The sequence below is a fragment of the Flammeovirga pectinis genome, from assembly GCF_003970675.1.
GTDB classification, from domain to species: Bacteria; Bacteroidota; Bacteroidia; order Cytophagales; family Flammeovirgaceae; genus Flammeovirga; species Flammeovirga pectinis.
Genome location: NZ_CP034562.1, coordinates 3,710,926 through 3,736,533, shown reverse-complemented (window position 1 = coordinate 3,736,533; position 25,608 = coordinate 3,710,926). Strand labels below are relative to the sequence as shown.

18 protein-coding genes, 2 tRNA genes and 1 other RNA gene are annotated in these 25,608 nt (G+C 31.9%); 15 read left to right on the top strand and 6 right to left on the bottom strand.

Going from position 1 to position 25,608, the window contains the following annotated elements:
* The first annotated feature begins 16 nt into the window (after positions 1-16).
* Positions 17-1,330, top strand: a complete 1,314-nt coding sequence (locus tag EI427_RS15080; protein WP_240655312.1) for an anthranilate synthase component I family protein — start codon at positions 17-19, stop codon at positions 1,328-1,330.
* Here the strand turns inward: EI427_RS15080 and EI427_RS15075 are convergent.
* Entirely contained in the window at positions 1,327-2,088 is a 762-nt protein-coding gene (locus tag EI427_RS15075) for a sulfite exporter TauE/SafE family protein (RefSeq protein ID WP_170178487.1), read from the bottom strand. The two genes, EI427_RS15080 and EI427_RS15075, sit on opposite strands and share 4 nt — an antisense overlap.
* Before the next feature lie 130 nt (positions 2,089-2,218).
* Here EI427_RS15075 and EI427_RS15070 point away from each other — a divergent pair, with 130 nt between their 5' ends.
* Positions 2,219-3,217: a hypothetical protein gene (locus EI427_RS15070; RefSeq protein WP_126616142.1), complete on the top strand. Its 999-nt coding sequence runs from the start codon at positions 2,219-2,221 to the stop codon at positions 3,215-3,217.
* A complete protein-coding gene (locus EI427_RS15065) occupies positions 3,207-4,268 on the top strand; it encodes a hypothetical protein (RefSeq protein WP_126616139.1) in 1,062 nt (353 codons plus the stop codon). Before EI427_RS15070 ends, EI427_RS15065 begins: the two co-directional genes overlap by 11 nt.
* On the opposite strand, the gene EI427_RS15060 is transcribed toward EI427_RS15065, so the two are convergent.
* A complete protein-coding gene (locus EI427_RS15060) occupies positions 4,265-6,070 on the bottom strand; it encodes an SLC13 family permease (RefSeq protein ID WP_126616137.1) in 1,806 nt (601 codons plus the stop codon). The two genes, EI427_RS15065 and EI427_RS15060, sit on opposite strands and share 4 nt — an antisense overlap.
* 178 nt (positions 6,071-6,248) lie before the next feature.
* Between EI427_RS15060 and EI427_RS15055 the strand changes: the two genes are divergently transcribed.
* Positions 6,249-9,383 carry a PAS domain-containing protein gene (locus EI427_RS15055; protein WP_126616134.1) on the top strand — a complete coding sequence of 1,045 codons (3,135 nt, stop codon included), beginning with the start codon at positions 6,249-6,251 and terminating at the stop codon, positions 9,381-9,383.
* Between the two features lie 43 nt (positions 9,384-9,426).
* Here EI427_RS15055 and EI427_RS15050 read toward each other — a convergent pair whose 3' ends face one another.
* Positions 9,427-9,978, bottom strand: a complete 552-nt coding sequence (locus tag EI427_RS15050) for an NADPH-dependent FMN reductase (protein WP_126616131.1) — start codon at positions 9,976-9,978, stop codon at positions 9,427-9,429.
* 414 nt (positions 9,979-10,392) lie between these two features.
* On the opposite strand from EI427_RS15050, the gene EI427_RS15045 reads away from it, so the two are divergent.
* The 6 genes from EI427_RS15045 to EI427_RS15020 all read left to right on the top strand — a co-directional run bounded on the left by EI427_RS15045 (position 10,393) and on the right by EI427_RS15020 (position 19,963).
* Positions 10,393-11,427, top strand: coding sequence for a threonine aldolase family protein (locus EI427_RS15045; protein ID WP_126616129.1), 1,035 nt, complete (start codon positions 10,393-10,395; stop codon positions 11,425-11,427).
* A 169-nt stretch (positions 11,428-11,596) separates the two neighbouring features.
* Positions 11,597-12,685: a T9SS type A sorting domain-containing protein gene (locus tag EI427_RS15040; protein WP_126616127.1), complete on the top strand. Its 1,089-nt coding sequence runs from the start codon at positions 11,597-11,599 to the stop codon at positions 12,683-12,685.
* A gap of 82 nt (positions 12,686-12,767) precedes the next feature.
* Complete coding sequence (locus tag EI427_RS15035; protein WP_126616124.1) at positions 12,768-13,205, top strand: DUF4199 domain-containing protein; 438 nt, start codon at positions 12,768-12,770, stop codon at positions 13,203-13,205.
* 623 nt (positions 13,206-13,828) lie between these two features.
* Complete coding sequence (locus tag EI427_RS15030; protein WP_126616121.1) at positions 13,829-15,655, top strand: T9SS type A sorting domain-containing protein; 1,827 nt, start codon at positions 13,829-13,831, stop codon at positions 15,653-15,655.
* Between the two features lie 381 nt (positions 15,656-16,036).
* Positions 16,037-17,755 carry a T9SS type A sorting domain-containing protein gene (locus tag EI427_RS15025; protein ID WP_126616118.1) on the top strand — a complete coding sequence of 573 codons (1,719 nt, stop codon included), beginning with the start codon at positions 16,037-16,039 and terminating at the stop codon, positions 17,753-17,755.
* Positions 17,756-18,079: 324 nt separating this feature from the next.
* Complete coding sequence (locus EI427_RS15020; RefSeq protein ID WP_126616115.1) at positions 18,080-19,963, top strand: T9SS type A sorting domain-containing protein; 1,884 nt, start codon at positions 18,080-18,082, stop codon at positions 19,961-19,963.
* Positions 19,964-20,314: 351 nt separating this feature from the next.
* Here EI427_RS15020 and EI427_RS15015 read toward each other — a convergent pair whose 3' ends face one another.
* Together EI427_RS15015 and rnpB are read right to left on the bottom strand one after the other, a co-directional pair.
* Positions 20,315-21,178: a glycerophosphodiester phosphodiesterase family protein gene (locus EI427_RS15015; protein WP_170178486.1), complete on the bottom strand. Its 864-nt coding sequence runs from the start codon at positions 21,176-21,178 to the stop codon at positions 20,315-20,317.
* 129 nt (positions 21,179-21,307) lie between these two features.
* An RNA gene (rnpB, locus tag EI427_RS15010) (RNase P RNA component class A) lies at positions 21,308-21,705 on the bottom strand.
* Positions 21,706-21,950: 245 nt separating this feature from the next.
* Between rnpB and yihA the strand changes: the two genes are divergently transcribed.
* The 4 genes from yihA (at position 21,951) to fabD (ending at position 23,922) form a co-directional block, all read left to right on the top strand.
* A complete protein-coding gene (gene yihA / locus EI427_RS15005) occupies positions 21,951-22,559 on the top strand; it encodes a ribosome biogenesis GTP-binding protein YihA/YsxC (RefSeq protein WP_240655311.1) in 609 nt (202 codons plus the stop codon).
* Between the two features lie 168 nt (positions 22,560-22,727).
* Positions 22,728-22,801: transfer RNA gene (locus tag EI427_RS15000), tRNA-Asn, on the top strand.
* Positions 22,802-22,825: 24 nt separating this feature from the next.
* A tRNA-Asn gene (locus EI427_RS14995) sits at positions 22,826-22,899 on the top strand.
* A gap of 153 nt (positions 22,900-23,052) precedes the next feature.
* A complete protein-coding gene (gene fabD / locus EI427_RS14990; RefSeq protein WP_126616107.1) occupies positions 23,053-23,922 on the top strand; it encodes an ACP S-malonyltransferase in 870 nt (289 codons plus the stop codon).
* Between the two features lie 53 nt (positions 23,923-23,975).
* On the opposite strand, the gene EI427_RS14985 is transcribed toward fabD, so the two are convergent.
* On the bottom strand, positions 23,976-24,398 hold the full coding sequence (locus EI427_RS14985; protein WP_126616105.1) for a response regulator: 423 nt from the start codon (positions 24,396-24,398) through the stop codon (positions 23,976-23,978).
* Between the two features lie 234 nt (positions 24,399-24,632).
* Here EI427_RS14985 and EI427_RS14980 point away from each other — a divergent pair, with 234 nt between their 5' ends.
* On the top strand, positions 24,633-25,559 hold the full coding sequence (locus tag EI427_RS14980; RefSeq protein ID WP_126616102.1) for a peptidylprolyl isomerase: 927 nt from the start codon (positions 24,633-24,635) through the stop codon (positions 25,557-25,559).
* Positions 25,560-25,608 lie beyond the last annotated feature (49 nt).

Genomic DNA, 25,608 nt, shown 5'->3' with positions numbered 1-25,608 from the left:
TTAACTTTGTACTGTGATGTTTACCGAAGAAATAGAAGAAGTAAAAACAATGCATTTTCAATTAGAAGATTTAGCTTCTTTTCGACTCAAAGCTTGGGCTTGGGGTAAGAAAGAAGAATATTGTACTTACTTGTACGATCATGATATAAAATATCCAAAGGGTGGTTTTCGTCACTTACTTGCTGTTGGGGCTAAAAAAGTATGCCCAATGGAAGATGGATATTCTTTTGAAAGCGTACAGAAATTTCATAGACAACATAAAAGTTGGTTATTCGGGCATTGGGGTTACGATCTTAAAAATGAAGTAGAATTACTTTGTTCAGACCATCAAGATGGTATTGAAATACCTGATGCCTTTTTCTATATTCCTAAAACATTATTTATTTTTGGTAAAGATGAGGTTGAAATTCAGTCGGAAAATGATAGTGAAATCATCTATCAAGAAATTCTAGCAACTCCATTACCTGTTGTTTCTAATAGTGGTTGGGGTGGAAATGTATCGCCCAAAGTAGCTCATTCTACTTATATTGATACTGTAAAAAGAATTCAAGACCATATTTTAGAAGGTGATGTTTATGAAGTAAATATCTGTATGGAATTCTTAGCTACCGAAGCAGAACTAGACCCATTTGATTTATACCTCCGACTTTCTCATTTATCTCCAGCACCTTTTTCAGCTTTCCATAGAGTGAAAGAAAAATATGTAACGTGCTCTTCCCCAGAACGCTTTATGAAGAAAGAAGGCAATAAAGTAACTTCTCAACCCATTAAAGGAACGATTAAAAGAGGTACTTCTTCAGAAGAAGATGAACAGTTGAAAGAACAACTTCAGAATGATGAAAAAGAGGTTGCAGAAAACATGATGATTGTTGACCTTGTAAGAAATGATTTAGCAAGAACATGTAAAGCAGGAACAATTAAAGTACCTGAAATCTTTGGTATCTATGGTTTTAAGTCTGTTTTTCAGATGATTTCTACTGTAGAAGGAGAAATTAAAGAAGGAGTTCCTTTTACTGAAGTGATAAAAAAAGCATTTCCTATGGGAAGCATGACAGGTGCACCAAAGGTAATGGCAATGGCATTAATAGAAATGTATGAACGCTCAAAAAGAGGTTTATATTCTGGAGCAATTGGGTATATCACACCAGAAGGCGATTTTGATTTTAATGTTGTGATAAGAAGTGCACTTTATAATGCAGTAGATAATTATTTATCATTTCAAATAGGCAGTGCTATTACTATAGATTCAGAAGCAGAAAAAGAATATCAAGAATGTTTATTGAAAGCAAAAGGAATGCTTGATGCTTTAAATGCTAAAATTGTATTCTAATAAAAAATATCAAAAAGTATTTTAATTAAGAATATTGAAAGGATAACGTTAAAGAAAATTTTCACTTTTTTACTGTCTACTTTAAGTGCAATTCCTGCACCAGTCCAACTGCCAATAATAGCACCTAAAATACCTATACCAGCATAAGACCAATCAATTCTTCCTAAATAAGTAAAATAAGCAAATGCAGTTAAGGAAGATACCACAGCTATTGTTTTAGAAAATGCTACAGATTCCATCACTTTCATAGGTGTTAAATAAGAAAATAAAAAGAACGATATAACACCTGTTCCTGGTCCAAAGAAACCATTGTAAAAACCCATACTAATTACTGTAAGATAAATAAATAGAAGTGGCGTTTTTGCTTTATTTTTTTCCTTTTGAGGGTGTCTTTTCTTTAAAAATTCAATACAAAATAATGATGAAATTATAAATAGAAGGAGATACAACATCCATTGAGTATCTAAATATCTACTACATTCTGCCCCTCCAATAGCTGCAAAAAAAGAGATAAAGCAAGATGTAATTAACAGCCTATTAAATTTTACAACTCCACTTTTTATATATCTGATAGTAGCTGTTAAAGTTCCAGTCGTTAAAACAGCCTTGTTTGTTCCTAATAATACAGCTTCAGGTAAACCAAGTGATATTAAAACAGGTAATGATAACATTCCGCCTCCACCAGAAATAGCAGTTATAACTGATGAGAAAACGCATACTAAAAACCATATGATATATTTTAAAATAGGTTCTTCCAATGGATTTATTTGATATGAATGGTGAAACTACAAGGTATGCATAAGATTAAGAATGAATAACTTAATTTTCCTAAAAATTTATAACTTGGGATTGCTATACTTCTTAACTATCTTAAAATTGGACTAAAAAATGAAACTAGAAATAACAAACACCTATTTAAAAGGACGAATTTTTTGGGGACAAAAGTATTTTAAAAATATACTTTATGATTCTCTAAAAGTGTTTTTACCTGCTTTTGTATTTTCATCAATGTTCTTAGTAGCAAAAATAAACGTAAGTATTCTTCTATTGATTGCATTTCCTGTAGTATTAACTTCTGCATTTATTGGGCTATGTTTTGTTCTTTATGGAACATCCTCAATTTATTGCGATGAAGATATATTTAGATTAAAAGTGTCATTTGGGCATTCAGTAGAATTACCTATAAGTAAAATATCTCAGTTTTATTTAAAGAAAGATATTACTCGTTCAACTTTACTTGGTCAACCCTTTGTAACTCTTTATTTAAGAACAAAAGAGGAGAATGATATACGTTGTTTCGGTAGACATTCCTTACCATCAGAAGAAGGACGAAGGTTAGAAGAACACATAGAGCAGTTTATAGGAATTGATGATCACTATATTCACGGAGAATACCATGAAAGAGGAATCCAAAAAGATGTTTTTACTGCTAAAAAGCCTATTGATACAGTTACTACAGAAGAAACAATAACATTAAATACGGAGGAATATTTGGTAGAACGAAAATTTCAGTATGAATGGAATAAAGGAAGAATTGATCATGCACTTTGGGCAACAAATGGAACAGACGATGTCAAAATTTATGTAGTGAATGATCAGTATTATCTTGAAAAGAGTATCAATTTTTCAAAATTACTTGCGCCATATATTAAAAATAATTGTATTGATTTAGATAAGATTCCTTTAATGCTAATGTATGAAGATACGTCATTTGTAAAAACAACTTCTGATAAGGGTAAATTTTTTAAAAGAGACTTTGAGAAAGAAGAGGTTAATGTTGAGCATATTATGCTTTTTGCATCAACCGATTACCTTAGAATCTGCAAATACGGTAAAATTAATATTGAAATCACTCACGGTAAACTAGCATTTCAAAATGAATATTAGAGAAACAAGAAGAGGGGGAACTATCTTAAATGTTCAAGCATTCTTGGCTCCTTCAATTCGTCAAGATTTTAAAAAGAAATTATATTTTCAACATACAGGAATTTGGGCAGTATTATTATTGTTTTCTTTTGTGTATTCAGTAATTCCTGCCGTTTCTGTAATTTTAATAGGCATAATTGCCTTTGATTTTTTTAAAATTTATAAGTTGGGAGACAAAGAGGTTAGTGTCCAATTTTATATACTTGGAGAGACTTTAATGGTTCGTAATCATGATACTAATCCAGACATAACTTATGCCGAAGATTTTAAAGTAGATGATATTGAACAATTCTTTATAAAAAAAACAGGAGAAGATAGGTATGGTTTGTTTGCTATCGTAGGAAGAAGACAGAGAGTGTCAAAACAGATTCTTGAGTTTTCTTCGGAACGTCTTCATGAAATCCATGATCTTAAAGTAATTATTCATGAAAAGTTAGACGTTGATGTAAATGAGTTAGAGGGAGAGTACGAAGGGTATTCAAAAAAGGAGATAGCCGAACCTAAAAGAAATAGACAATATTTTAAATTATTTAATCAAGATATTAAAGATATAAGGCAACGTGGAGTGATTACATTACAAGGCGATGATTATCAAATTCATTCAATATCTCAGATTGATTGGGAAAATGGATTTAGTAGCTTAAAGTTTGCTTTAGATGAAGATAACTCTTTGTTCTATTATTCTTCTGTATCAAAAATGTATTTGATTAAAGAGCAAAATATACATTATCTATATGATCTTAATATGTATCATTTAGCAGATGATTTATCTAACATTGGTAATAAGTTAGAGGTAAATGGAGTAGAGTATTATTTGTGTGCTATCAACCAAGGAGAGTACTTTTCTGAATCTACTTTAGAAGACGATGAAGTATATCAATTATTTTTTGAGAATGATGAGCAAGATGCATTTTTACGATTTATAGTTATCAACAATACTATTAAAGTGTATAAAGGAGAGCGGATATTACTACATCAATTACAAAATATTTTACCTCAAGTCTCTTTTTAAACTAAGTCGTAATAGAAAATAATAAAGAGAATACAGATAGTACAATAAATACCCATTAAGGGTAAACCTATCTTCATGAAATCTTTAGTTCTGTATCCGCCAGGGCCATATACAATCCAATTTGTTTGGTAACTGACTGGTGTTAAAAATGCGGCAGATGCACCAAAAGCAATAGCTACAAAGAAAGGTGTACTTGGTAATTCTAAAAGTTGACTTAAAGAATAGGCAATCGGAAAAGCAATCGATATTGCAGCAACATTTGTAACAAAAGAGGTGAGTAAAATTGTTACCAAGAATAGCCCAATTAATACACCTATTACCCCAAATGGTAAGAAAACTTTTATAAAAAATGTACTTACTATATGTGAAGCCCCTGTACTTATAAAAGCCTCTCCTAAAGTAAGGGCAGACATTAAAAGAACAACTAAATCTAAGTCTAACTGTTTATTTATGGTATCGAAAGTAGTTGCTTTTATTAATAATAAACCTGCTAATGCGAAAATAGCACCAGATAAAAGTTCGATAATACTCGATGCTACCAAGAAAATTAAGACTCCTAGAAAGCCAAGGTATAGCCACTTATGACTTTCTTTTATAATCAGTTTATTATTTTCTATTGTAGATAAAACATAAAATTCTTTATATAAACTGATATTAGAAAAGAAGGTATCTCCTGCAGATAATAAGAGCATATCTCCAGCTTGTAGACTAATTTTTTCTAATTCTCCTGTAACTTTTTGTCCATTTCTATGTATTGCAACTAGTTCAACATCATAAGTTTCTTTAAAATTGATTTTCCCTAATTTTTTTCCTGATAAAGCAGAGTTGGCAGGGATTACCGCTTCTACAATTTTAGAATCATCTTCATGGTTGGGTAGGTCTAATCCAATATCAGAATTAACAATCACCATAATGTTTTCTGATTGTCCCATAAACATCAATTGATCTTTTGGACGAATAATGAGCTCATCAGGGATAGGTGTAATTACTTCACCATTTCTATGAACTTCGATAAGGTAAGCACCTTCAAAATCTCTAATTTTTGTATTAACTATTTTCTTACCAACAGTTCTTGATGAGCGATGTACTTCTAAGGCCATTAAATACTCAGGAGCAATGGCTTTAGCATCGTCAAAAACTTCTTTATTTTCTGGTAAAAGGTTGTACCCAAAGGTGACTAAATACAGAATACCGAAAAAAGTGACTAAAAGTCCTAAATAAAGGAAGTCCGTATAGGCTAAACTAGGTAGTTTGTTCGTTTCTATAAAACCATTGAGTACTAAATTGGTAGATGTACCTATAAGGGTAATCATGCCGCCAAGAATAGTACTAAAAGAAAGTGGTATTAATAGTTTAGAAGGGTGTGCTCCCATTTTTTTACACCAGTTGTAAACATAGGGCGTTAAACCTGCAACAACAGGTGTATTATTTGTAAATGAAGAAAGAAAGGCCGCAAAAGTTGTAATTTTTAATAGAAACAATTTAGGGTCCTTCGATTTGCCAATAATACTATTTAAAGTCTCTTCGGTATTGAATGTATGATAAAGATGAGTAGTCACAATAACTAGCACAATGATTGTAGCTATTGAAGGGTTACTCATGGATGCTAAGAGGTTTTCTGCTGAAACAATTCCACAGACCATAAGTGAAACGACACTTATGAAAAATATAGTAGAAGGTTTACCCCATTCGCGTAATAGGGAGATAACCACTACGATTACAGCAAATAAAACAATCCATTTTTCTAGAGCAATTGGTAGATAGTGATCAATTCTGAGAATGGGTAACAAGAGATAAGGCATATTTTTAGGTTGTGTTGTAAACCAATTTAGCTTTATTGATTTTATAAAAAAGTGATGATTATCAATGTTTTAACGTTTAACGCCAAAAAGATTGATGGTAATAGTAAATATAATTTACGTCACATTCAAATTTTTAAATTGATCTAGGAAAAAATCCTATTTAGAATATTAAGAACAAATGAAAGTAAGTCCAGAGTTCAGAGGTACCGCAACTATAGTAGTAGTCAGCTTACTCTTATTAATGAGTTTTGTATCCTTTCTTCGCTCCTCTCAAAGTGAAAAAAGAGAAGTTTCAGAAATTCTTTTAAATCAAGAATACAAAATAGCAAACTTCCCTACACGTGCAAAAGAGTATATCCGTACTGAAGATAGAAAAACATTATTGCAATTAAAACAAGAGGCAGATAAAGTATTGTCTCAAATTATTGCAATGGAAAAAGGAAATAAAATAACTTCTTCTGATAAGCAAGGAATTATGGTTCTCTCTACAATTGGAGATTCAGATTTATCGCATGCATTAGAATTGTATAGAAAAAGATTTGAAGACTACTACACTCAAATTGATATAATGTGGGATGCTAGTATTAAATCAAATACAACGGTAGAACTACAGTTACGTAGTCAAAAGCAATTAGCAAGAGGCAGAACTAAAAGAGAAATAATAGAGGAAGGAGAAGATAGTGATGTTGTTGGTAAAGCAATAGAATTTTTAGAACGTAGAAATTCATCATTATTATTACACAATAGAGAAACACGTTTTCAGTTAGAAGAAAATATAAAGAAGACAAAAGAAAAGAACTTAATTTTTAATGGATTACTCGTCATCTTGGGGGTAATGTTATTAATTGTACAAGGTGCTTTTTTTAGAAATAATTTATTGACTCCAATTCGGTTATTACGTAAAAATTTAGAAGAATTTTCTGGGGAGAAAGACTTGTCTGATACTGGTGATATTAAAATTATTGAAGATAGAGTAAATAACCTTGAAGATGATTTTAACAGAATTACAACGTTAATTGAGCACCTTGGAGAAAAAGACTTTGATGCCAATACAGATGGTCTGAATGAAAAACTTGCAGAATCTTATGATCAAGCAAGAGATACTCTGATTCAACTTGCAAACGAAGAATTTGTGAGTAAATGGATTACAGAAGGTTTAGCCAGAACTACAGAAACATTAAATAGCGAACATTTTGATTCTATAGAGGAAATGAGTTTTGCCTTTGTTCGTTTCGTAACTCGACATTTAGGAGCACTTCAAGGAGGTGTTTTCTTAAGGTTAGACCAAGATTCTGATAAAGTAGTAAATCAGGTAGCAAGTTATGCTTACGGTAAAAAGCGTTTTCCACAGAGAAAAATATCTACAGACGAAGGTTTAGTTGGGCAGGTAATGCTAGAAAAACAATACGTTTATGTAGAAGATTTACCAGAACATTATACAGCAATTTCTTCTGGTTTAGGAGAAGCTGCACCTCGAAGTATTATTATTATACCTGTTGTACATGGTGCAGACGAAGTTTATGGAGCAGTAGAAATAGCTTCTTACAAATCATTGTCTCCTCATGAACAAGAATATGCAAATGCAGCTTGTGAACGCTTTGGTTCTGCTATTGCCGTTTATATGATGAACGAGAATACCCGTAGATTATTAAAAGAATCTATGGAGGTGAATGAAAATTTGAAATTCAAGGAAGAATCTTTGGTAAGTAAAACTGAAGAGATGCAAGAGGTACAAGATAAGCTAAGTGTAAAACTTAATGAGCTATCTAAAGAATCTAACCTGAATAAAAATATATTAGATGCAATTGGTAAAACAATGGCCATTATTGAATTTGATCTTGATGGTAAAATTATAACAGCCAATGCAATGTACCTCTCTGTGATGGGGTATAAATTAGAAGATATTGTAGGTAAATACGAACGCGTTTTAGTTACTACCGACGAGGTAAATTCTATGCGTTATAAATTACTTTGGGATAGCTTATCAAATGGTTCTTTTATTTCTGGAGAGTATTGCAGAATTAATAAAAGAGGTATGGAAGTTTGGCTTAACGGTACTTATAATCCAATTTTTGGTATAGATGGTAAACCTTATAAGATTATTCAGTTTGCAGAATTTACAACAGAACAGAAAGCAAAAGATCAAACTAACGCAGAACGTTTAACTGCTTTTGGATTACACCATCCTGTATTGGATTTAGATTTAGATGGTAAAATTAAAGCAGCAAACTCTGCCTTTACAGACCTTCTAGGTTTTAAAAGAAAGGATTATAGAAATATGCCAATTGTTGAATTCTTCGAAAATGCAAAAGATATACGTTCTTTTAAGAGAATTCTAAGAGATATAAAGGCAGGTACAGATGCAGTACAAAATTTTATTTTTGTTGATAAAAATGGAATAACAAAAATCTGTGAGTTGAATTTATTCCCTTTAAAAACTTTAGGCGGAGATGTCCAAAAGATCATGTTATATATGATTGATAAGACAGACCAAGTACATTTAGATAAGAAATTATCTACAGAATCGGATGCTCATTTATTACTTCAAAATGAATTAGTAACAAGAAATACAATCATGGATGATGTTTGTATGTTACTTGAGGTAGATTTAAATGGCCGTGTGATTAAAGGGAATGCAATGGTAGAAAAATGGACAGGTAAATCCATAGACAATATTATTGGTACTCCTATAGCAGATATGGTCACTACTTCTTACCAAACTGCCATTTCTACGTTACTTTCTGATCCAAATGAAAAAGGAGTAAGATCTAGAATGCTGGAATATGCTACACCAAGGAGTAGAGCATTTTGGGGGAATTCCATTTCATCTGTTATTTACCAAGGGGATGTTCCATTGAAATATCTTTTTATAATTTTTGACGTAACTGATAGAGTAGAAAGAGAGCAAGGGTTAACGCAAGAGATAGAACGTCAGAAAACAAAAAACACATTGTTTAGAATGCAGCAAGAAGGAAATAACTTCTCTGTTGTAGAACAAATTTTCCAAGATGAATCAATTGATTTGGCAAATGAAGATTGGTTAGAAAAACTTCCTTTCCCATCATTGCTTACGGATAAAGAGGGGCTTTTAATTGGAGATAATCAATTATATAAAGACTTAGGTTTAAAGGCCATTAAATTGATTGATATTCCAGATTTTTTATCAGATCAACAAAAACAAAAGTTGAGCTCGTCTGTAAAAAATGCATCATTATTTGAAGAGAAAATTAAAATGCAGAATATCAATAAAACAATTTTACTACTTCCACTCTTTGGAGTTGGAGAGCATCGAATGTTAGTGATGATTGCTTAGTAAAAAAGGAACGATAATTTAAAAATCGTTCCTTTTTTAATGCTTATTTTTTCTTAGCAACAATAGCTTCTGCAAACCATAAATATTCATCTACGAAGGCAGTCATTGTTTTTTCGAACTCAGGGTCTATTAAAAGGCCATCTTGATCTATTTTATTTTGTACTGTAGGTACGGTTAACATTCTATATATAGGATAGGCCATAAGTGCTAAAATCTGAAGCTGTAACGATTGAGCAGCACGTATACCTCCTAAAGCACCCGCAGAAACGCTTACTACACCAATTGGTTTGCGTTGATAAGTACCCTTAGGATAGAAATCGATAGCATTTTTTAATGCAGAAGAATAGCTTCCGTTGTATTCTGGCGATGCAAAGATTATCCCATCTGCTTTATCTAAAATAGCACCTAATTTTTTTACATTATCTGGAGAGTTGTCGTGTAATGTATTTGTTAGCGGTGGTAAAGCCCATTCTTTTAAATCAATAACTTCAGCTTCAACATTGGCTATTTCAGAAAGCCTTTTGCATAAATGAAGAGCGACTCCATGTGTATGTCGATCATCACGTACACTACCAGAGAGAATAACAATTTTCATAAAATAAATTTAGGGTGTAAAGGTTTAAAACAAAGAACTGAAAGTAATTGAGTAATTATAAAATCAGTATTCAATTGGTTAAATGAAAGATTAAAGCCTTTGATACTCAAAAAACTTATAGTTTTGGATTTACAATCAATCTACTAAAAAATATATAGAAGAAATACTTTAGCTATGATTTTGGAATGAGGTTCTTTGTTAAAAATGAGAAAAGCGATAGAGCATTTTACTTATTTAGATAGCAATTTAAAAAGGGTGGTGTTTACGATCATTAAAAATGATAAACATATATTGAGAGTTTTGATTGGACAGTTTTATAACTTTGTATGTTATAATAACAGAATACACACACTTCTATTAAGTAACCAAGTATTCCTAATTAAGATACCAACCATTATTTAAAATATATATAATATGAAAAAGACATTAGCTAGTGATAATTACTCAGGCACGACTCCAGAAATTATAGAAGCAATTGCAAAAGCAAATGGAGCTCACCAAGGTTCTTATGGAGCAGACGAGAGTACTGACACTGCTGTTGCAATGTTTAAAAAAATGTTCAGAGAAGATATTGATGTGTATTTTACAATGAATGGTACAGGAGCTAATGTTACTGCATTATCATCTGTTTGTCCATCATATGGTGCTGTAATCTGTTCTTCTGTTGCTCATATTAATGTTGATGAATGTGGAGCTCCTGAAAAATTTGGTGGCTTTAAATTACTAACAGTAGAAAAAGAAAATGGTAAACTAACTCCAGAAGATATTGCACCTTTTATGGTGAATTTAGGCGAGCAACATTGGTCGCAACCAAAAGTAATTTCAATTACTCAAGCTACAGAATACGGAACAGTTTATACTTGTGCAGAAATTAAAGCTATAGCAGATTATGCCCATGAAAATGGTCTGTTATTACATGTTGATGGAGCAAGAATTAGTAATGCAGCGGTATCTTTAGGTGTTTCTTTTAAAGAAATGTTACTAGATACAGGAGTTGATTTTGTATCGTTTGGAGGTACAAAAAATGGTTTGATGTTTGGCGAAGCAGTAATTTTCTTTAATACAGCTATTTCAGAAAATTATAAATATGTTCGTAAACAAGGTATGCAATTACTGTCTAAAATGCGTTTTATAAGTGCACAGTTTGAGGCTTTATTTGGTACAGACCTTTGGGAACGTAATGCCAAACATGCTAATAAAATGGCTCAGAAATTAGCAAGTGGTTTAAGTAAAGTTGCAGGAGTAAAAATAACACAAGAGGTTAAAGCGAATGGTGTTTTTGCAATTATGCCCAAAGAAATTATTCCTGCTTTACAAGAACAATCTCCATTTTATGTATGGGATGAACAAACTCACGAAGTACGTTTAATGTGTTCTTTTGATACAGCTGAAGAAGAGATAAATGCTTTCTTAGTAAAATTGGATAGTTTGCTTTTAGAATTAGCATAATATATACTTTAGTAATGAAATCCTTGATTGTCAATGAATATATTTATTGATAATCAAGGATTTTTTTGTACTCTTAAATCTTTTTCTAATAAAGATAGTTACAACATTAAAAGAGCACCCTTTACCTATATGAACTCGATAATATAAACTCACGCTCTTATTTACTATAATGAAATTATACTTATTACGAACTATTGTATCTATTACTGTACTTGGATTATTATGTACATCAAATATTTTTGCTCAATGTAGCGGTGTTCCAAACGGAAACTGGACGGAAGGGTGTACATATTCAATATCTAATGATGTTTCTGTATCTTCTTTATCTGTAAAGAGTGGTACTGGAGTTTTAATTATTGATTTAGAGGATACTTATACTTATGAAACTACCGGTAATTTGACTGTAAAAAATGGTGAAACCTTAGTCGTCAAAGGTAATTTGAAAGTAGGAGGTAGTTTTTCAAATCATGGTTATATATATGTCTATGGCAGTATTGAAATTGCGGGCGCAGCTCAAAATCAACCTAGTTCTAGGATAAAAGTTGGAGGTGATATCGATATTGCTGGAGCTGCTTCAGATCATGATGTAGTTAGGGCAGGAGGAACAATAACTTCAATTAATATTTTTGGAGAAGATGATTACATCTATGTTTCTCCAACAGATGATGATTTCCTTGCCTATTTCCCATCATTCAGTTTACCTGTAGAATTATCTGCATTTAATGTAACTAAAGTAGAAGAAGTAGTAGCAATAAATTGGACTACAGCTTCTGAAATTAACAGTGCATACTTTGATGTGCAACGATCTACAGATAAAAGAAACTGGGAAACCATTGAACGTGTTAATGCACAAGGAAATTCGGATGTATCAGTTGCTTACCAAGTGAACGATAATATTGGCAATTTAAACGAGATATACTACCGTTTATATCAAATAGATTTAGATGGAGCTGTAGAAATTTTTGGTCCTTTACAGGTTAAAAACAATTCATCAAATTTAAAAATTAGTACCTATCCTAATCCAATCACATCATCAGAAAAGCTATCTATTTTAATTGAAGGAATGGAAAGTTCAGAATCTTGTTCAATTATTATATATGATACCAAAGGTAAACTAGTTTTAGCTACTGAACATGAGGTTGAAATAGGCAGTTCTATAAAGACTATTGATACTTCTATGCTGACACAAGGATTACATTTTGTAAAAATTAGTATTGGTAAAGAAAATGAAGCATTTAAATTGTTAGTTTCTAAATAAAAAGTAATATTAATAAAACAACTTGATAGTCATTTAGTTATAATAGGGTAATCCACAATCGTTCACCCTTAAAACTACTATCATGAAAATAGCATTGAAATATGGAACACTAATGTTCTTAGGTTATTTTTTACTTTTTGCAATCATGAAGTTTCTAAACTTATATCACATTATAGAGTTAAGAGCGTTAAATTTCATAATACATTCAACAGGTGTATTTTATGCCTTAAAAGAATATCAAAAAGCATCACCAGAAAATTTTGGTTACGTATCTGGTTTTGTCGAAGGTATGCGAACCACTTTAATTGGTGCAATCCCTTTTGCTTTATTTATGGTAGTCTACCTCACTTTTATAGAACCAGAATTTTTAAGTTACTTACAAGAATACGCACTTCACGGAGCATACATTACAACGGGGAAATTATTCCTTGGTTTGTGCATGGAAGCAGTAGGATCTGGAGTGTTAATTTCTTATCTCGTTATGAGGTACACAGTAATGCTAGCATCAGAGAAAGCGTAATAACAAAACAGAAAATACTTTAAGGCCACTCAATTTAATAGTTGTGTGGTTTTTTTATGTCTTTTTTTACTGAAATGACTACAGTAGCTAAAGAAAAAAATAGCGTAGTGTACTTTGTTTTTTTTAGCTGTTTTTTGATGAAAAAGCAGGATTTCGTTAGGTACTGTTTAAGCATTTGAGACTAGAAATTTATACCTCTATTATGATTGTACAGATAACAATCTGCATGAGAAAATCTATAAAATGGTTACATCAAATAAACAAATTAAAGAAGCGAATACAAAAAACATTAACGAGATAATAGTGATGGAAATTTAATACAATTGCTGGGTATTATTAGAGAAGTAGTATGTTGTTATTCAATCAGTAAAGTAAATATAAGTAGACTTGTTAGTACTTTTTAAAGAGTGAAATAGATCTATTTTGTTGCTTTTTTCATTTTAAAAGGAATAAAGTACACTTTTTACTTAGAATAGAACTATTTGGTATGGTATTTTGTTTAATATTATTTAAATTAAAAAAGCGACTTACTGTGTTAATTTTATCGCTTAATTAAATCTATTCATTTTACTACAGAGTATAGAAATAACCAATTCCAGCTGTAGTAACTAAACTACTTTACGATGACTAAATTTTACTGTAACGTATTTACTGTTCTTATACTTAATTTTATTTGTCTTGGGAATGCTTTTGGGCAGTGTGATTCTCCATTTTTTGGAACGGGCACGCCAGATATGACTAGTGATATTACAATTACGTCAGATTGTGAACAATTTGGAGATGCATTTAGTGGGGTGTTAACTGCATCTGGAGATAATAGAACATGGACAGTTGGCAATGGGAGTGCAGGTATTATAGTTACATTGGATTATCCTAAAGTAACATTAACAGGAGAAGAAAATTCTAACGTTACTTTATATGGTGTAAGTTTAATAATAGAAAATAATGCGACTTTGGTAATAACTGATGATCTAGAGGTTCATAATTTATCTTCAATTACAGTAAAAGATGGAGGAACTTTAATCATAGGTGGAAACCTTTTAACAGAAGGTGATGAAGATTCAGCTGAAATGTCAGTGAGTGTTACTCTTAATATTGAAGGGTCGGGAGAAATACATGTTGGCGGTAATGCCATATTAAATTATTCTGGAGGAGATTTATTAAATCCTGTACGAATGTATGTATCTGGAACAGTAACTAGTTATGATATTGGAGGAGCTGATACTGGAGGGCTTGAATTTTGGAGAGGAATAATATCTGGAATTAGATTTTGGGCTAATTTAATTGGAGGAGATGTCGCTTTTTGGGATGAAATAATAGCGAGTATAGATGAAGCAATAGATAATATCAATAATAATGTTGGAGGTTTTGACAATTTACCAACTTCAAACAATCCAGGATCTCCAAACCCATTTGATTCAAATGTTGAAATAACTTTACCAACATCAGCTTCTGCTGCTGATTTCTTCACAAATTCAGTTACTTCAGAATCAATTTTTACATCAGCTGATTTAGCTGTTTTAGATGTAGTAGATCCATTAAGTTTATTAAATAAGAAAATACAAATTACTAGTTCTATTTTAGATATCTTAGTAGATGAAATATCTCATGATGAACATGATATTTCAAGTTTAACAGGTTTAAAGTCAGCTTTAGAATCAATGACTTGGACACTTCAAGGAGATGTTTTAACAGCAATGACTGCTTATAATGGTGGTTTTGCTACTGATGCTCATAAATTGACATTGTCTACTTATTTCAACCAAGATGTAAAGATTACTATTTCTATAGTAGATGAAGATGAAACTCCTGCAAATGTTAGAGTAATGGCAGGTGAACATGAACAAGAAGTATCTGTAGAATCAGGAACACTACCTGGAGACCTCCCAGTATCCCTAACCTACTTCGAAGCATTCATAGAAAACAACACAGTAGCTTTAGAATGGGAAACAGCTTCGGAACAAAATGCTTCTCACTTCGATATTCAGCGTTCAGTAGATAGAAAAAACTGGAAAACGTTAGGTACAGTACAAGCAGCAGGTAATTCTAATGCAGCAATCTTATATGAGTTTATAGATGAAGCACCTACAGCAACAGCATTCTACCGTTTACATCAAGTAGATTTTGATGGAGCAAATGAATATTTTGGTCCTTTATATGTGAAATTAGATGGCGTTGAAGAAAACTTTAAAGTTGTGATAATGCCAAATCATGCTCATAAAGGAGAAAAAATTCAGTTACAAGCAATTGGTATACAAGAAGGAGGAGACCTTTCTATTAAGATATTTAACGCTCACGGACACTTAGTTTATGAAGATAAACAAGAACAAGTTTCTTCGTCATCGTTATTAATGCCTTTAGATATTTCTGATAGATTAGGAACAGGAATGTACTATGTAGTTGTACAGTCTGGAAAAGAAATTGTAAAAGAAAAGTTATTGATGAAATAACGAGACTAAAAATATATAAATATGAGGGCAATCTATGTAACAATAGGTTGCCCTTTCTTTTTAAAAAAATACAAGAAATGTTTTATTTTATATGATGTAAGATAAAGACACTACCAAAGTAGAAAATGCTGCATTTCTTAGTTAAGTACAATGAAATTCTTCATTCACTTCAAATAATACAAGTTTGATAAAACGTAAGAAGTGGATTATAATTACCTATTTCAACTGTTTTTGTTGTTAAAACCTACGCTCTGCTTCACTATTAAAATTAACTCATTACAATATTTACCGTAACTAACTTAAACCATCTAAGTATGGTAGCTAAAATAAAAAAACTAAAGATGAATTGACTATCATCTCTACTGTTAAACCTAGAATATTATGAAACGTTTTTACCTCTTTTTGTTGCTTGGAATATTATGTAGTCTTACTCAATTAAGTTATGGACAATGTTCAAACTTAGTGACAAATTTTACTTCAGATGCTAGTTTCACTACTTCAACAGAATGTACAATAAATAATGATTTAATATTAGAAAGTAACAGTAGTGATAGAAAGATAGAAGTTAATAGTGGTGGAGCTAATATTAGTGTAATATTTAATATGAATAATAAAGAATTATCCTTAGGAGGAAAAGATTCTTTTGGAAATTATCCTAGTGGTATTAATCTTATAGTTGACGAAGGAGATACATTGACAATTCAAGGAGATTTATATATTAATACAAATTCGGATTTACAAATAGATGGAGTTCTAATAATAAATGGAAATATAAAATCTTATGATGGTACATTTATCTCAGATTTTAATACTAATAATATTTCTATTGAAGTAGGAGCTTCAGGAATGATTGCAGTTTCGGGTAGTGCAGATTTTGGAAGATCTTCTAGTGTAAACTCTGCAAATATCTATATAGGAGAGGAACTAGATAATAGAAGTAAGTCTGGTAATTTTTCAACTGCTAATGTAGGCTCAGACCCTTTCGGAACTCCCTCAATTACCTTCCAAAAATCTAGTGTAGAGACTTCAGAAATTACAATTGATTTCTTTAATAAGGAGCAACATATGGATGGAGTTTATACTGAAGGGGCAGAAAGTTTTTGCTCAAAATTATTAGATTCTTTACAAATAGATAAAGCTTCTGGTTGGTATGGGAAAGAAATACAATTTTTATTTCAAGGTTTTGACCGTACTGAACTAGATACTTCTAATGTTGAAAATGTGACAATAACATCTATAACGCAACTAGAAACTGTCATTCATTCTGTTATTTGGAAAATAAATAATGCGGATATCAAAGCAGAATTAGGAAAATACCATCGTTCTGAAAAAGATTCTCTATTAAGATCAAAAGATATGGATGCAGAGAAACTAAGTGATATTTATTCTTACTTTACAGATTCTTCTAGAACAATTCAGGTAGTATTTGTCGATGATAACAATGGGCATGTATTGGATAGTAGACACCATTCAAATAGTAGAATGATGTCTGTGCCAGATGTGTCTGTTAATGGTAACTCAGGTGATCTCCCAGTAGCACTTACACAGTTTACAGCAAATGCAACAGAAGACAATACTGTACTTTTAGAATGGGGTACAGCTTCAGAGCAAAATGCTTCTCATTTTGAGGTGCAACGTTCTGTAGATAATAAAAATTGGGAAACATTAGGCCAAGTAGAAGCGGCAGGTAATTCGAACGTACTTATTTATTATAATTTTATAGATGAGTCGCCATTACCACAAGCATATTATAGATTACATCAAGTAGATTTTGATGGAGTAGCTGAAATTTTCGGACCAATTAAGGTAAACTTGTCTAATGAAATAGGACAACCTTTTTCTTCTAAAATTTATCCTAATGATATTATAGGAGATCAGAAAGTACAAATTTTAGTAGAAGGTTTATCAATAGGAAATAACTTAGAAATTAATGTTTATAATAAATCAGGACATTTAGTCTTAAAAGAAGCAAGTAGTAATTTAGCTTCAGAAGCATTTGTGAAACCATTCGATTTACCCTCAAACCTACCTTCGGGAATGTATTATGTTGTAGTGAAATCGGGTAAAGAAATAGCAAGAAATAAAATTGTAATCAGGTAATTATCGGTAGAATATAACACTAAGGCTATCTTCTTTTATAGAGGATAGCCTTTTTATGCTTTATGTAAGGTATATACCATGATTTACAAGAAAAGTAATATTAAATGATATTTAAGAGCTATTAATTTATTTTGAGGGAATAATAGTATGTAAGTTTTAGAGTATGTAATTTCTGTATACAGTACTTTCATTACATTTTTGAGATAACCTACAGTCAAGTTTTTTTTATAGTGAACACTTATAAGCTAGAAAATGTACAGGTAGTAGAAGTAACTGCTATAATCAAAATTGATTGACAACTAATTATCATCAAAAATTATTATCATGAAGCTTAATACCCCCTTTTTACTGTTTTTTATCTTATTTTCATTTACTCTAAATGGATTTGCTGAATGTATTTCTCCTGGAAATATTAGTTCGAATAAGAGTTTTACAGAAAGCTGTTATTTATCTTATGGAAGTGATGAGACCTATAAAGCAAAATCAGAAAATAGAACATTAACGATAAATTCAGGTACTACTGTTCATATTGATATGGATGGTAATACGTTAATTTTAAGTGGTGATGATTGGAGTGGTGATATATATTGTGGTGTAGAAATTATTGTTAAAAATGGAGCAGCATTTTCTGTAAATGGAAATTTAGAATTGAAAAACTATTCAAAAATCACAATTGAAGATGGAGGGATATTTATTTTAAAAGGGAATTTGATTATTGGAGATGCTTCTGATGTAAATCTATCGATGAATTCTTCTTTAAACATTGCAGAAAGTGCTGCTTTTCATATTAATGGTAATGCCGCAATTAACTTTGCTTCAGGAGCTTTTAATAATAATTTATATGCTTCAGGAAGTGTTTCTACAAGTAGTGTAGATGGAGCTGCTTTACAGGATAGAGTAGATGAATTAACTGCTATTAAAGTGGATTTAGAAGGGTGGTACTCCGTACCTTTTTTTGGTTTATTTGTTAAATGGATCAATAATAATAGAGTAATACCTGAAATAGCAAAAGTGCAAACGATTATAGATTCTGGAGATTTTGAAGAATACCAGATAGATAATAGTGGAGAAACTTTAGTAGGAAATAGAATAGATCCAGACGGCCCTTTTTCTTCAACGTTAAGTATAACTTACTCTTCTAATAACCACCAAGCAGATTTCTTTAAATCAGATAGTGTATCTGCCCATTCAGATTTTGATTCAGACGAAATTGCAACTACAATAATGACAGGAATAAGAGTTTCTGCAGCAACAGGTTGGTTTGGAAAAGAAATTAGAGTAGCCTCATCAGAAGGTTTTACATCGAACGAATTAAAAGTAAACGAGTTAAATGGTAAAGTAATTTATAGTTTAAAAGATTTAGAAGATGCTCTACATTCTATAAAATGGCAGATAAAGAATAACGATGTAAAAAAGGAGTTGGCCAAATACCATAAGAATAGTCAAAATAAAGATAAAATAGACCCTGAAAAAATAAGTGCTATTCAAACCTATTTTGATACAGAAAGAAAAATTAAACTAGAGTTTGTTGCAGAAGGAAGTTCCGCAGGAAGAAAGCGAGATTTATCATCTTCTAACCAAAGAGTATTATCTATTCCCGAAGTTACAATTACAAGTAATTCAGAAGACCTTCCAGTTACATTAGTGAGTTTTGAAGCATTCACTTTAGAAGATAATAGTGTGGCATTAGAATGGACAACAGCTACAGAAGTAAATAATTCTCATTTTGAGATTTGGAGATCAACAGATACTAAGAACTGGAATTTATTATCAAAAATTGAGAGTGAAGGAGGAAATAGTAATTATGCCATCGATTATGCTTATGTAGATGAATACCCATTAAATGTTGCATATTATAAACTTATTCAATACGATTTTGATGGAGTAAATGAATCTTTTGGTCCTTTAAAAGTAACCTCACTTTACAAGCAAGAAAAAATGATGACAAAGGTATATCCAAATAATATATCTTCTAGTGCAAAGGCTACAAATATTGTAATTAATGGCTTAATGAGTTACCAACGAGAAATTGAAATTCAACTTTACGATCAGCATGGAAATATCTTAAAAGAAGAACACTTAATTGATATTGAAGCAGAAGCCTATTTATATCAGTTGAGTTTACCTAATAACCTCACCACAGGTATGTATTATGTTGTTATTTCTTCGGGTTCAGAACGAACAAAAAATAAGGTAATTGTAAATTAATAAGATATATAAGTAGTAGTACAATGTAAGGTTATTTTACTTCTCACAGTTTTTGTGTTTAGGACTTCAAATAAAGTATTTTAAGTAAAAAAAGAAGGGGGAATTGAAGAAGTAATTGAATGTTTTTAATTGAAGCTCATCTATCGTTTTAAATTAGATAAAAACCCTACATCTCAAAAAAAGTAAAGAATAACATTCGAAGTGTTTTTAGAGTAAAATATACAAAAGAAATAAAATTGTAATCAGGTAAGTCTACTTACAATAATTAGTTGAAAGTTTTTAATTAGAACAATAAAAGAGTGAATTTTAAAGCAGGCTGTTCCGAGAGTTTCTCCCGGAACAGCTTTTTATTTATTTGATAGCTTGGTTGGCTTCAATAGGTAAATCTGTTGCAATAATATCAGCACCTAAATCCCACGCAGCTTTGTATTCAGCTTGTCTTTTTACTACTTCAGTTTCTTTATCAGAAGTATGGAAAGTGGCAGAAATACAATAAATACCTTCTTTGTGTAATTTATCAAAAAGTGATTTATCTGCTAATTTTACTCCAGTAAAAGCAATCATTCTATCAAAAGGAATACCAGATGCTTTTGCAGCTTCCCATCCTTTATCATCCATAATTGTTACAGAAATCATTAATTCTGGAGCTAATTTGTGTACCAACTTAGCGTCTTCCCAATTGTAAGTAATTACTGCAGCATATTTTTCTACTTGTGCCTTATGGATTGCAGCAACAATTTTTTCGAAAGGTACACCTCTTTTTACATCAACTGTAAGAATAGCTTTTCCTTTTTTTGTCCATTTTAAGACTTTATCAAATGTATCGAACTTGTATTTTGTTAGCGTACCTTCGTCGTCTTTTAAACGGATATCCTGTAACTCTTTCCAAGTGTAATTTCTAACAGATCCATTACCCGTAGTTGTTCTACCTAACTCATTATCGTGCATTAAAAATAACACACTATCTTTACTCATTTCCACATCCAATTCTATAACTGGTGCATAAACATTTTTAGTAAGATGATTAAAAGTAGGAATACAGTTTTCAGGGTATCCAGGGTAAGGTCCTCCTCTGTGTGCACTTACTAATTGTTTAGGACTGTTATTGTAGTCCATAAATTGATAAAGGTCGTCGACAGATTTAAAATTTAATTTTTGAGCCTGAACCTGAATCGTGCTAAAAAGTAATGCCACAAGGACAAATAAATTTCTCATTTTGAACAGAATATTTTGATTAATAATGATGCCGACAAAGATAACCATAGAAAGGTTAGCCTTTAGTTAAGAATAATAAACGACTGTTATTTAGCGTAGAGAGAAGGATTACTCTCAGAAAGGAAAAGAAAAAAACGCACGTCTATAAGCCGAGTTCTGTACCTCCATGGTCAATTCCCGAAGAAAAAGTACGTGGTCCCTGTCATTTATCTAGGCCTACAATTGCTCATAGGCTCCATCGACCTACCCATCTTACCCGCAAAAGCTATGAAGCGAGCAACTTCATCCCCGAAGGGTGGTAAGACCTATTTGGTCTTTCATCTCACAAGGTTTACCCTGCCATCTATGTCGCCATAGACGCGGTGGGCTCTTACCCCACCATTTCACCCTTACCCCGAAAGGCGGTATATTTTCTGTGGCACTTTCTGTCACTCATAAATGAGCGCCTTCCCGTTAGGAAGTGTGATGCTCTCTGATGCTCGGACTTTCCTCTTCATCTAAAATGAAGCGACAAGGTGACGTGCGTTTGGCACAAAGGTAATCAGATTTATGAATTTTGATGACTGAAGTGGCTTGAATTACAAGATGGTTTAAAAATATTGAGAAGAAGAAAGGTAAATCAGAGGGTAGAAAATAAGTTATAAACTATCTGATAAACATTATTAAAGGGTTAAAAAGCAGAAATACAGCACTTTTCTCTAACTTTGTGATTCAAAACTTTGAAATTCTATCGTTGAGCAAGAAAATGCTCTCGAATCAAAAATATAAAAAGATGAAAATTAAAGAAGCTGTTTTTGTAATGAGTAATACTGATGCAGAGAAATGTCCAGAACCAAAAGTTCCGGAATATGCATTTATTGGTAGGTCAAATGTTGGTAAATCTTCTTTGATAAACGCAATTACAGGGCAGAAAAAATTAGCAAAAACTTCTTCTACACCAGGTAAAACACAATTAATAAATCACTTTATTATTAATGATGAGTGGTATTTATGTGATTTGCCCGGCTATGGATACGCACAAATCAGTAAAACTGCACGCGAAAAGTTTATGCCTATGATTAGAAAGTACATTGCATCAAGAGAAAATTTGATGAATACTTTTGTTCTGATTGATATTCGTCATGAGCCACAAAAAAATGATTTAGAATTTATGGCTTGGTTGGGAGAAAAGGAATTGGCATTTTCTATTGTTTTTACAAAGTCTGATAAATTAGGGCAGGGTAAAGCCTCAAAAAATATTGCTATTTATAAAAGAGAGTTAAAAAAGCAGTGGGAAGAGTGTCCTCCAATATTTATTTCTTCTTCAGAAACACGCCAAGGTGTTAAAGATATCTTAGATTATATAGAAGATATTAATGGATATTGGGAAGATCAAAAATAAAAAATAAACTTTTTTAGATCTTTTTCTGCTTGAAAATCAATGTAATTAAAATTTATTGATACTTTTTTTTGAAAAGTATTTTGCAAATTCAAAAAATGCTCCTACTTTTGCATCGCTTTAAAGGGAAAACGCTCTCTTAAAAAGCAAAACGAATTTGAAATATCTCCTTCCCCTTTAGCTCAGCTGGTTAGAGCATTTGACTGTTAATCAAAGGGTCCTTGGTTCGAGTCCAAGAAGGGGAGCAAAAAAATATTTCAAATTCAAATTCCCCTTTAGCTCAGCTGGTTAGAGCATTTGACTGTTAATCAAAGGGTCCTTGGTTCGAGTCCAAGAAGGGGAGCAAAGCTTCAACAGAAATGTTGGAGCTTTTTTTTTGCCTAAAAATTAGTAAAAGATTGAGGTAGATCATCACACCCGTCTATTTCTTACCACTTAATTTTAAATTATCTTTGCTGTGTTTAGAACAGCAATAAAACCATAAGATATTAGTAATATGAAAGCATATGTATTCCCAGGTCAAGGCGCACAATTTGTTGGAATGGGTAAGGATCTGTATGATTCTAATGAGAAAGCAAAAGAGCTTTTCGAAAAAGCGAACGAAATTTTAGATTTCCGCATTACAGATGTGATGTTCGAAGGTACAGCCGACGAATTAAAACAAACAAACGTAACTCAGCCAGCTGTATTTTTACATTCTGTAATTACTGCTTTATGTGCAGATGAGTTTACTCCAGATGTAGTAGCAGGTCATTCTTTAGGAGAGTTTTCTGCTTTAGTAGCTTGTGGAGCATTAAACTTTGAAGATGCTTTAAGATTAGTAGCTAAAAGAGCTGCAGCTATGCAAAAAGCATGTGAAATGAATCCATCTACTATGGCTGCTATTTTAGGTCTTTCTGATGAAGACGTAGAGAAAGTATGTGATAGCGTAGAAGGAGTAGTAGCAGCAAACTATAACTGTCCTGGTCAGTTAGTGATCTCTGGTTCTAAAGAAGGCATAGAGAAAGCGTGTGAAGTAGCTAAAGAAGCTGGAGCAAAAAGAGCACTACCTTTACCAGTAGGCGGAGCATTCCATTCTCCATTTATGGAGCCTGCAAAAGAGGAATTACAAAAGGCAATTGAAGAAACAGTATTAAATACACCAAAATGCCCAATCTACCAAAATGTAGATGCTAAGCCTCAAACAGACCCAGAAACAATTAAAGCTAATTTAATTGCACAGTTAACAGCACCAGTACGTTGGACACAAATTGTTCAGGCAATGATTGCTGATGGTGTAACAGAATTTATTGAGTGTGGTCCAGGAAAAGTATTATCAGGTCTTGTTAAAAAAGTAGACCGTAAGATGCCAGTCTCTTCTTTGTAATTAAAAAAGAGTGGTTATAAAATAAAATAAGATCCTTTCTAGAACATTGTGTACTAGGAAGGATTTTTTTCTTTAGTAGAAGTTCTAATAATCTCTTCTAAATGATTTTTGTAAATAGGCGTGCTTAAAGCATAAGCAGCCCCCATACTTAACAATTTCTTACGTGCACCTTCTAAGCTATAAGGTGTTGTGCCAACTATTGTAATAGAATGGTTGGTATCCTCAGCTATTTGCGACAATCTATCTATTGTCTCATTCATTTGTCCCCCTAATGTCTCTTCGTTTAGAAACACCATTTTAACGGCAACCTCATTTGATAATTTGAAAAGTTGAGAAGTATCTGATATTACAGTTATTTCTAGTCCTTCATCAGTTAACATTTTCTTGAGGTAATGTGCATTGATAACATTGTCATCGACCACAATCGCTTTTTGTACCGTTGGCTGCTCTACGCCATTTGTAAATGCCATCGTCATGATTAATTCTTATTGGTCCCTATTCTTATTGTCTAAGTACTTGCATAAATAAATCGGTGTATCAAAGATTCTATTTTTATGTAACAAGGTAGAGTCGATTATGTATAGCAATTATATAGTCCTTACCTTTACAATACAATAACATAAAAATAACTTACTGTAAGTGCGATTTAGAAAGTGAGTTTGTACTTGTTATTTATTAAACGTGAATTTAACACAAATTGGTATATAATTGTGCAAAAAAAATACAAAAAAACTAGAACACCTTCATTATTGATACTGTGTGGGTTAGCTTTTATCTTGTTTTCATGTAACGGTAGTGGAAATGGTGATTGGGAACAAGAGAAAACGGTTACGACTAAGGTACAACATGAAGGGGATGATTTCCTTGTGAAAATACATACAAAGTACGGTACCATGGATGTGATTTTATTTGATGATACCCCCATCCATAAAGAAAATTTCATTAAACTAGCAAAGCAACATTATTACGATAGCTTATTGTTTCACCGTGTAATTAAAGGCTTTATGATTCAAGGTGGAGACCCTGATTCTCGTTTTGCGTCTGAAGGTGAGAGTTTAGGACAAGGAGGTTTAGATTATACATTACCTGCAGAAATTACTGAAACCCATTTTCATCAGAAAGGAGCTTTAGCAATGGCTAGAAAAGGAGATAATGTAAACCCCAACCTAGAATCTAATGCAGGGCAATTTTATTTAGTACAAGGAAGAGCTTATAGAAAAAAAGACTTGTTAGAAACAAGAACTGACCATGGGAAAGTAAATAAATATTTTAGTGCTTTAATTGAAGACCCTGAGTACGCAAATATAGCTGTAGCTTATACAACGCTTAGCGAGAGGGAAGATGTTCAAGGGCAGAAAAGGTTAATGAAAAAATGTATTCCTTTAATGGAGAAAAAATATAAGGTGAAATTAGTAGACCGATTAAATAAAGAAGAAATAGCAAAATATACTTCGGTTGGAGGAGCACCTTTCTTAGATCAAAAATATACTGTGTTTGGGCAAGTAATTGATGGGTTATATATAATAGATAGTTTATCAAATCAAAAAGTTGATAGAAGAAAAAGACCAATTGAAGATTTGAAAATGTGGGTAGAGGTAATGGAAGTACCTAAAGTATCGTTAGAAGAAGTCAATTGATACATCAATTACAAATAAATAAAGAGAAGTCCTTATCAAGTTGAAATAG

Excerpts from the sequence above, each read along its gene's own strand:
- EI427_RS15080 (WP_240655312.1), top strand. The coding sequence starts at position 17 with ATGTTTACCGAAGAAATAGAAGAAGTAAAAACAATGCATTTTCAATTA.
- EI427_RS15070 (WP_126616142.1), top strand. The coding sequence starts at position 2,219 with ATGAAACTAGAAATAACAAACACCTATTTAAAAGGACGAATTTTTTGG.
- EI427_RS15065 (WP_126616139.1), top strand. The coding sequence starts at position 3,207 with ATGAATATTAGAGAAACAAGAAGAGGGGGAACTATCTTAAATGTTCAA.
- EI427_RS15060 (WP_126616137.1), bottom strand. The coding sequence starts at position 6,070 with ATGCCTTATCTCTTGTTACCCATTCTCAGAATTGATCACTATCTACCA.
- EI427_RS15055 (WP_126616134.1), top strand. The coding sequence starts at position 6,249 with ATGAAAGTAAGTCCAGAGTTCAGAGGTACCGCAACTATAGTAGTAGTC.
- EI427_RS15050 (WP_126616131.1), bottom strand. The coding sequence starts at position 9,978 with ATGAAAATTGTTATTCTCTCTGGTAGTGTACGTGATGATCGACATACA.
- EI427_RS15045 (WP_126616129.1), top strand. The coding sequence starts at position 10,393 with ATGAAAAAGACATTAGCTAGTGATAATTACTCAGGCACGACTCCAGAA.
- EI427_RS15040 (WP_126616127.1), top strand. The coding sequence starts at position 11,597 with ATGAAATTATACTTATTACGAACTATTGTATCTATTACTGTACTTGGA.
- EI427_RS15035 (WP_126616124.1), top strand. The coding sequence starts at position 12,768 with ATGAAAATAGCATTGAAATATGGAACACTAATGTTCTTAGGTTATTTT.
- EI427_RS15030 (WP_126616121.1), top strand. The coding sequence starts at position 13,829 with ATGACTAAATTTTACTGTAACGTATTTACTGTTCTTATACTTAATTTT.
- EI427_RS15025 (WP_126616118.1), top strand. The coding sequence starts at position 16,037 with ATGAAACGTTTTTACCTCTTTTTGTTGCTTGGAATATTATGTAGTCTT.
- EI427_RS15020 (WP_126616115.1), top strand. The coding sequence starts at position 18,080 with ATGAAGCTTAATACCCCCTTTTTACTGTTTTTTATCTTATTTTCATTT.
- EI427_RS15015 (WP_170178486.1), bottom strand. The coding sequence starts at position 21,178 with ATGAGAAATTTATTTGTCCTTGTGGCATTACTTTTTAGCACGATTCAG.
- yihA (WP_240655311.1), top strand. The coding sequence starts at position 21,951 with ATGAAAATTAAAGAAGCTGTTTTTGTAATGAGTAATACTGATGCAGAG.
- fabD (WP_126616107.1), top strand. The coding sequence starts at position 23,053 with ATGAAAGCATATGTATTCCCAGGTCAAGGCGCACAATTTGTTGGAATG.
- EI427_RS14985 (WP_126616105.1), bottom strand. The coding sequence starts at position 24,398 with ATGACGATGGCATTTACAAATGGCGTAGAGCAGCCAACGGTACAAAAA.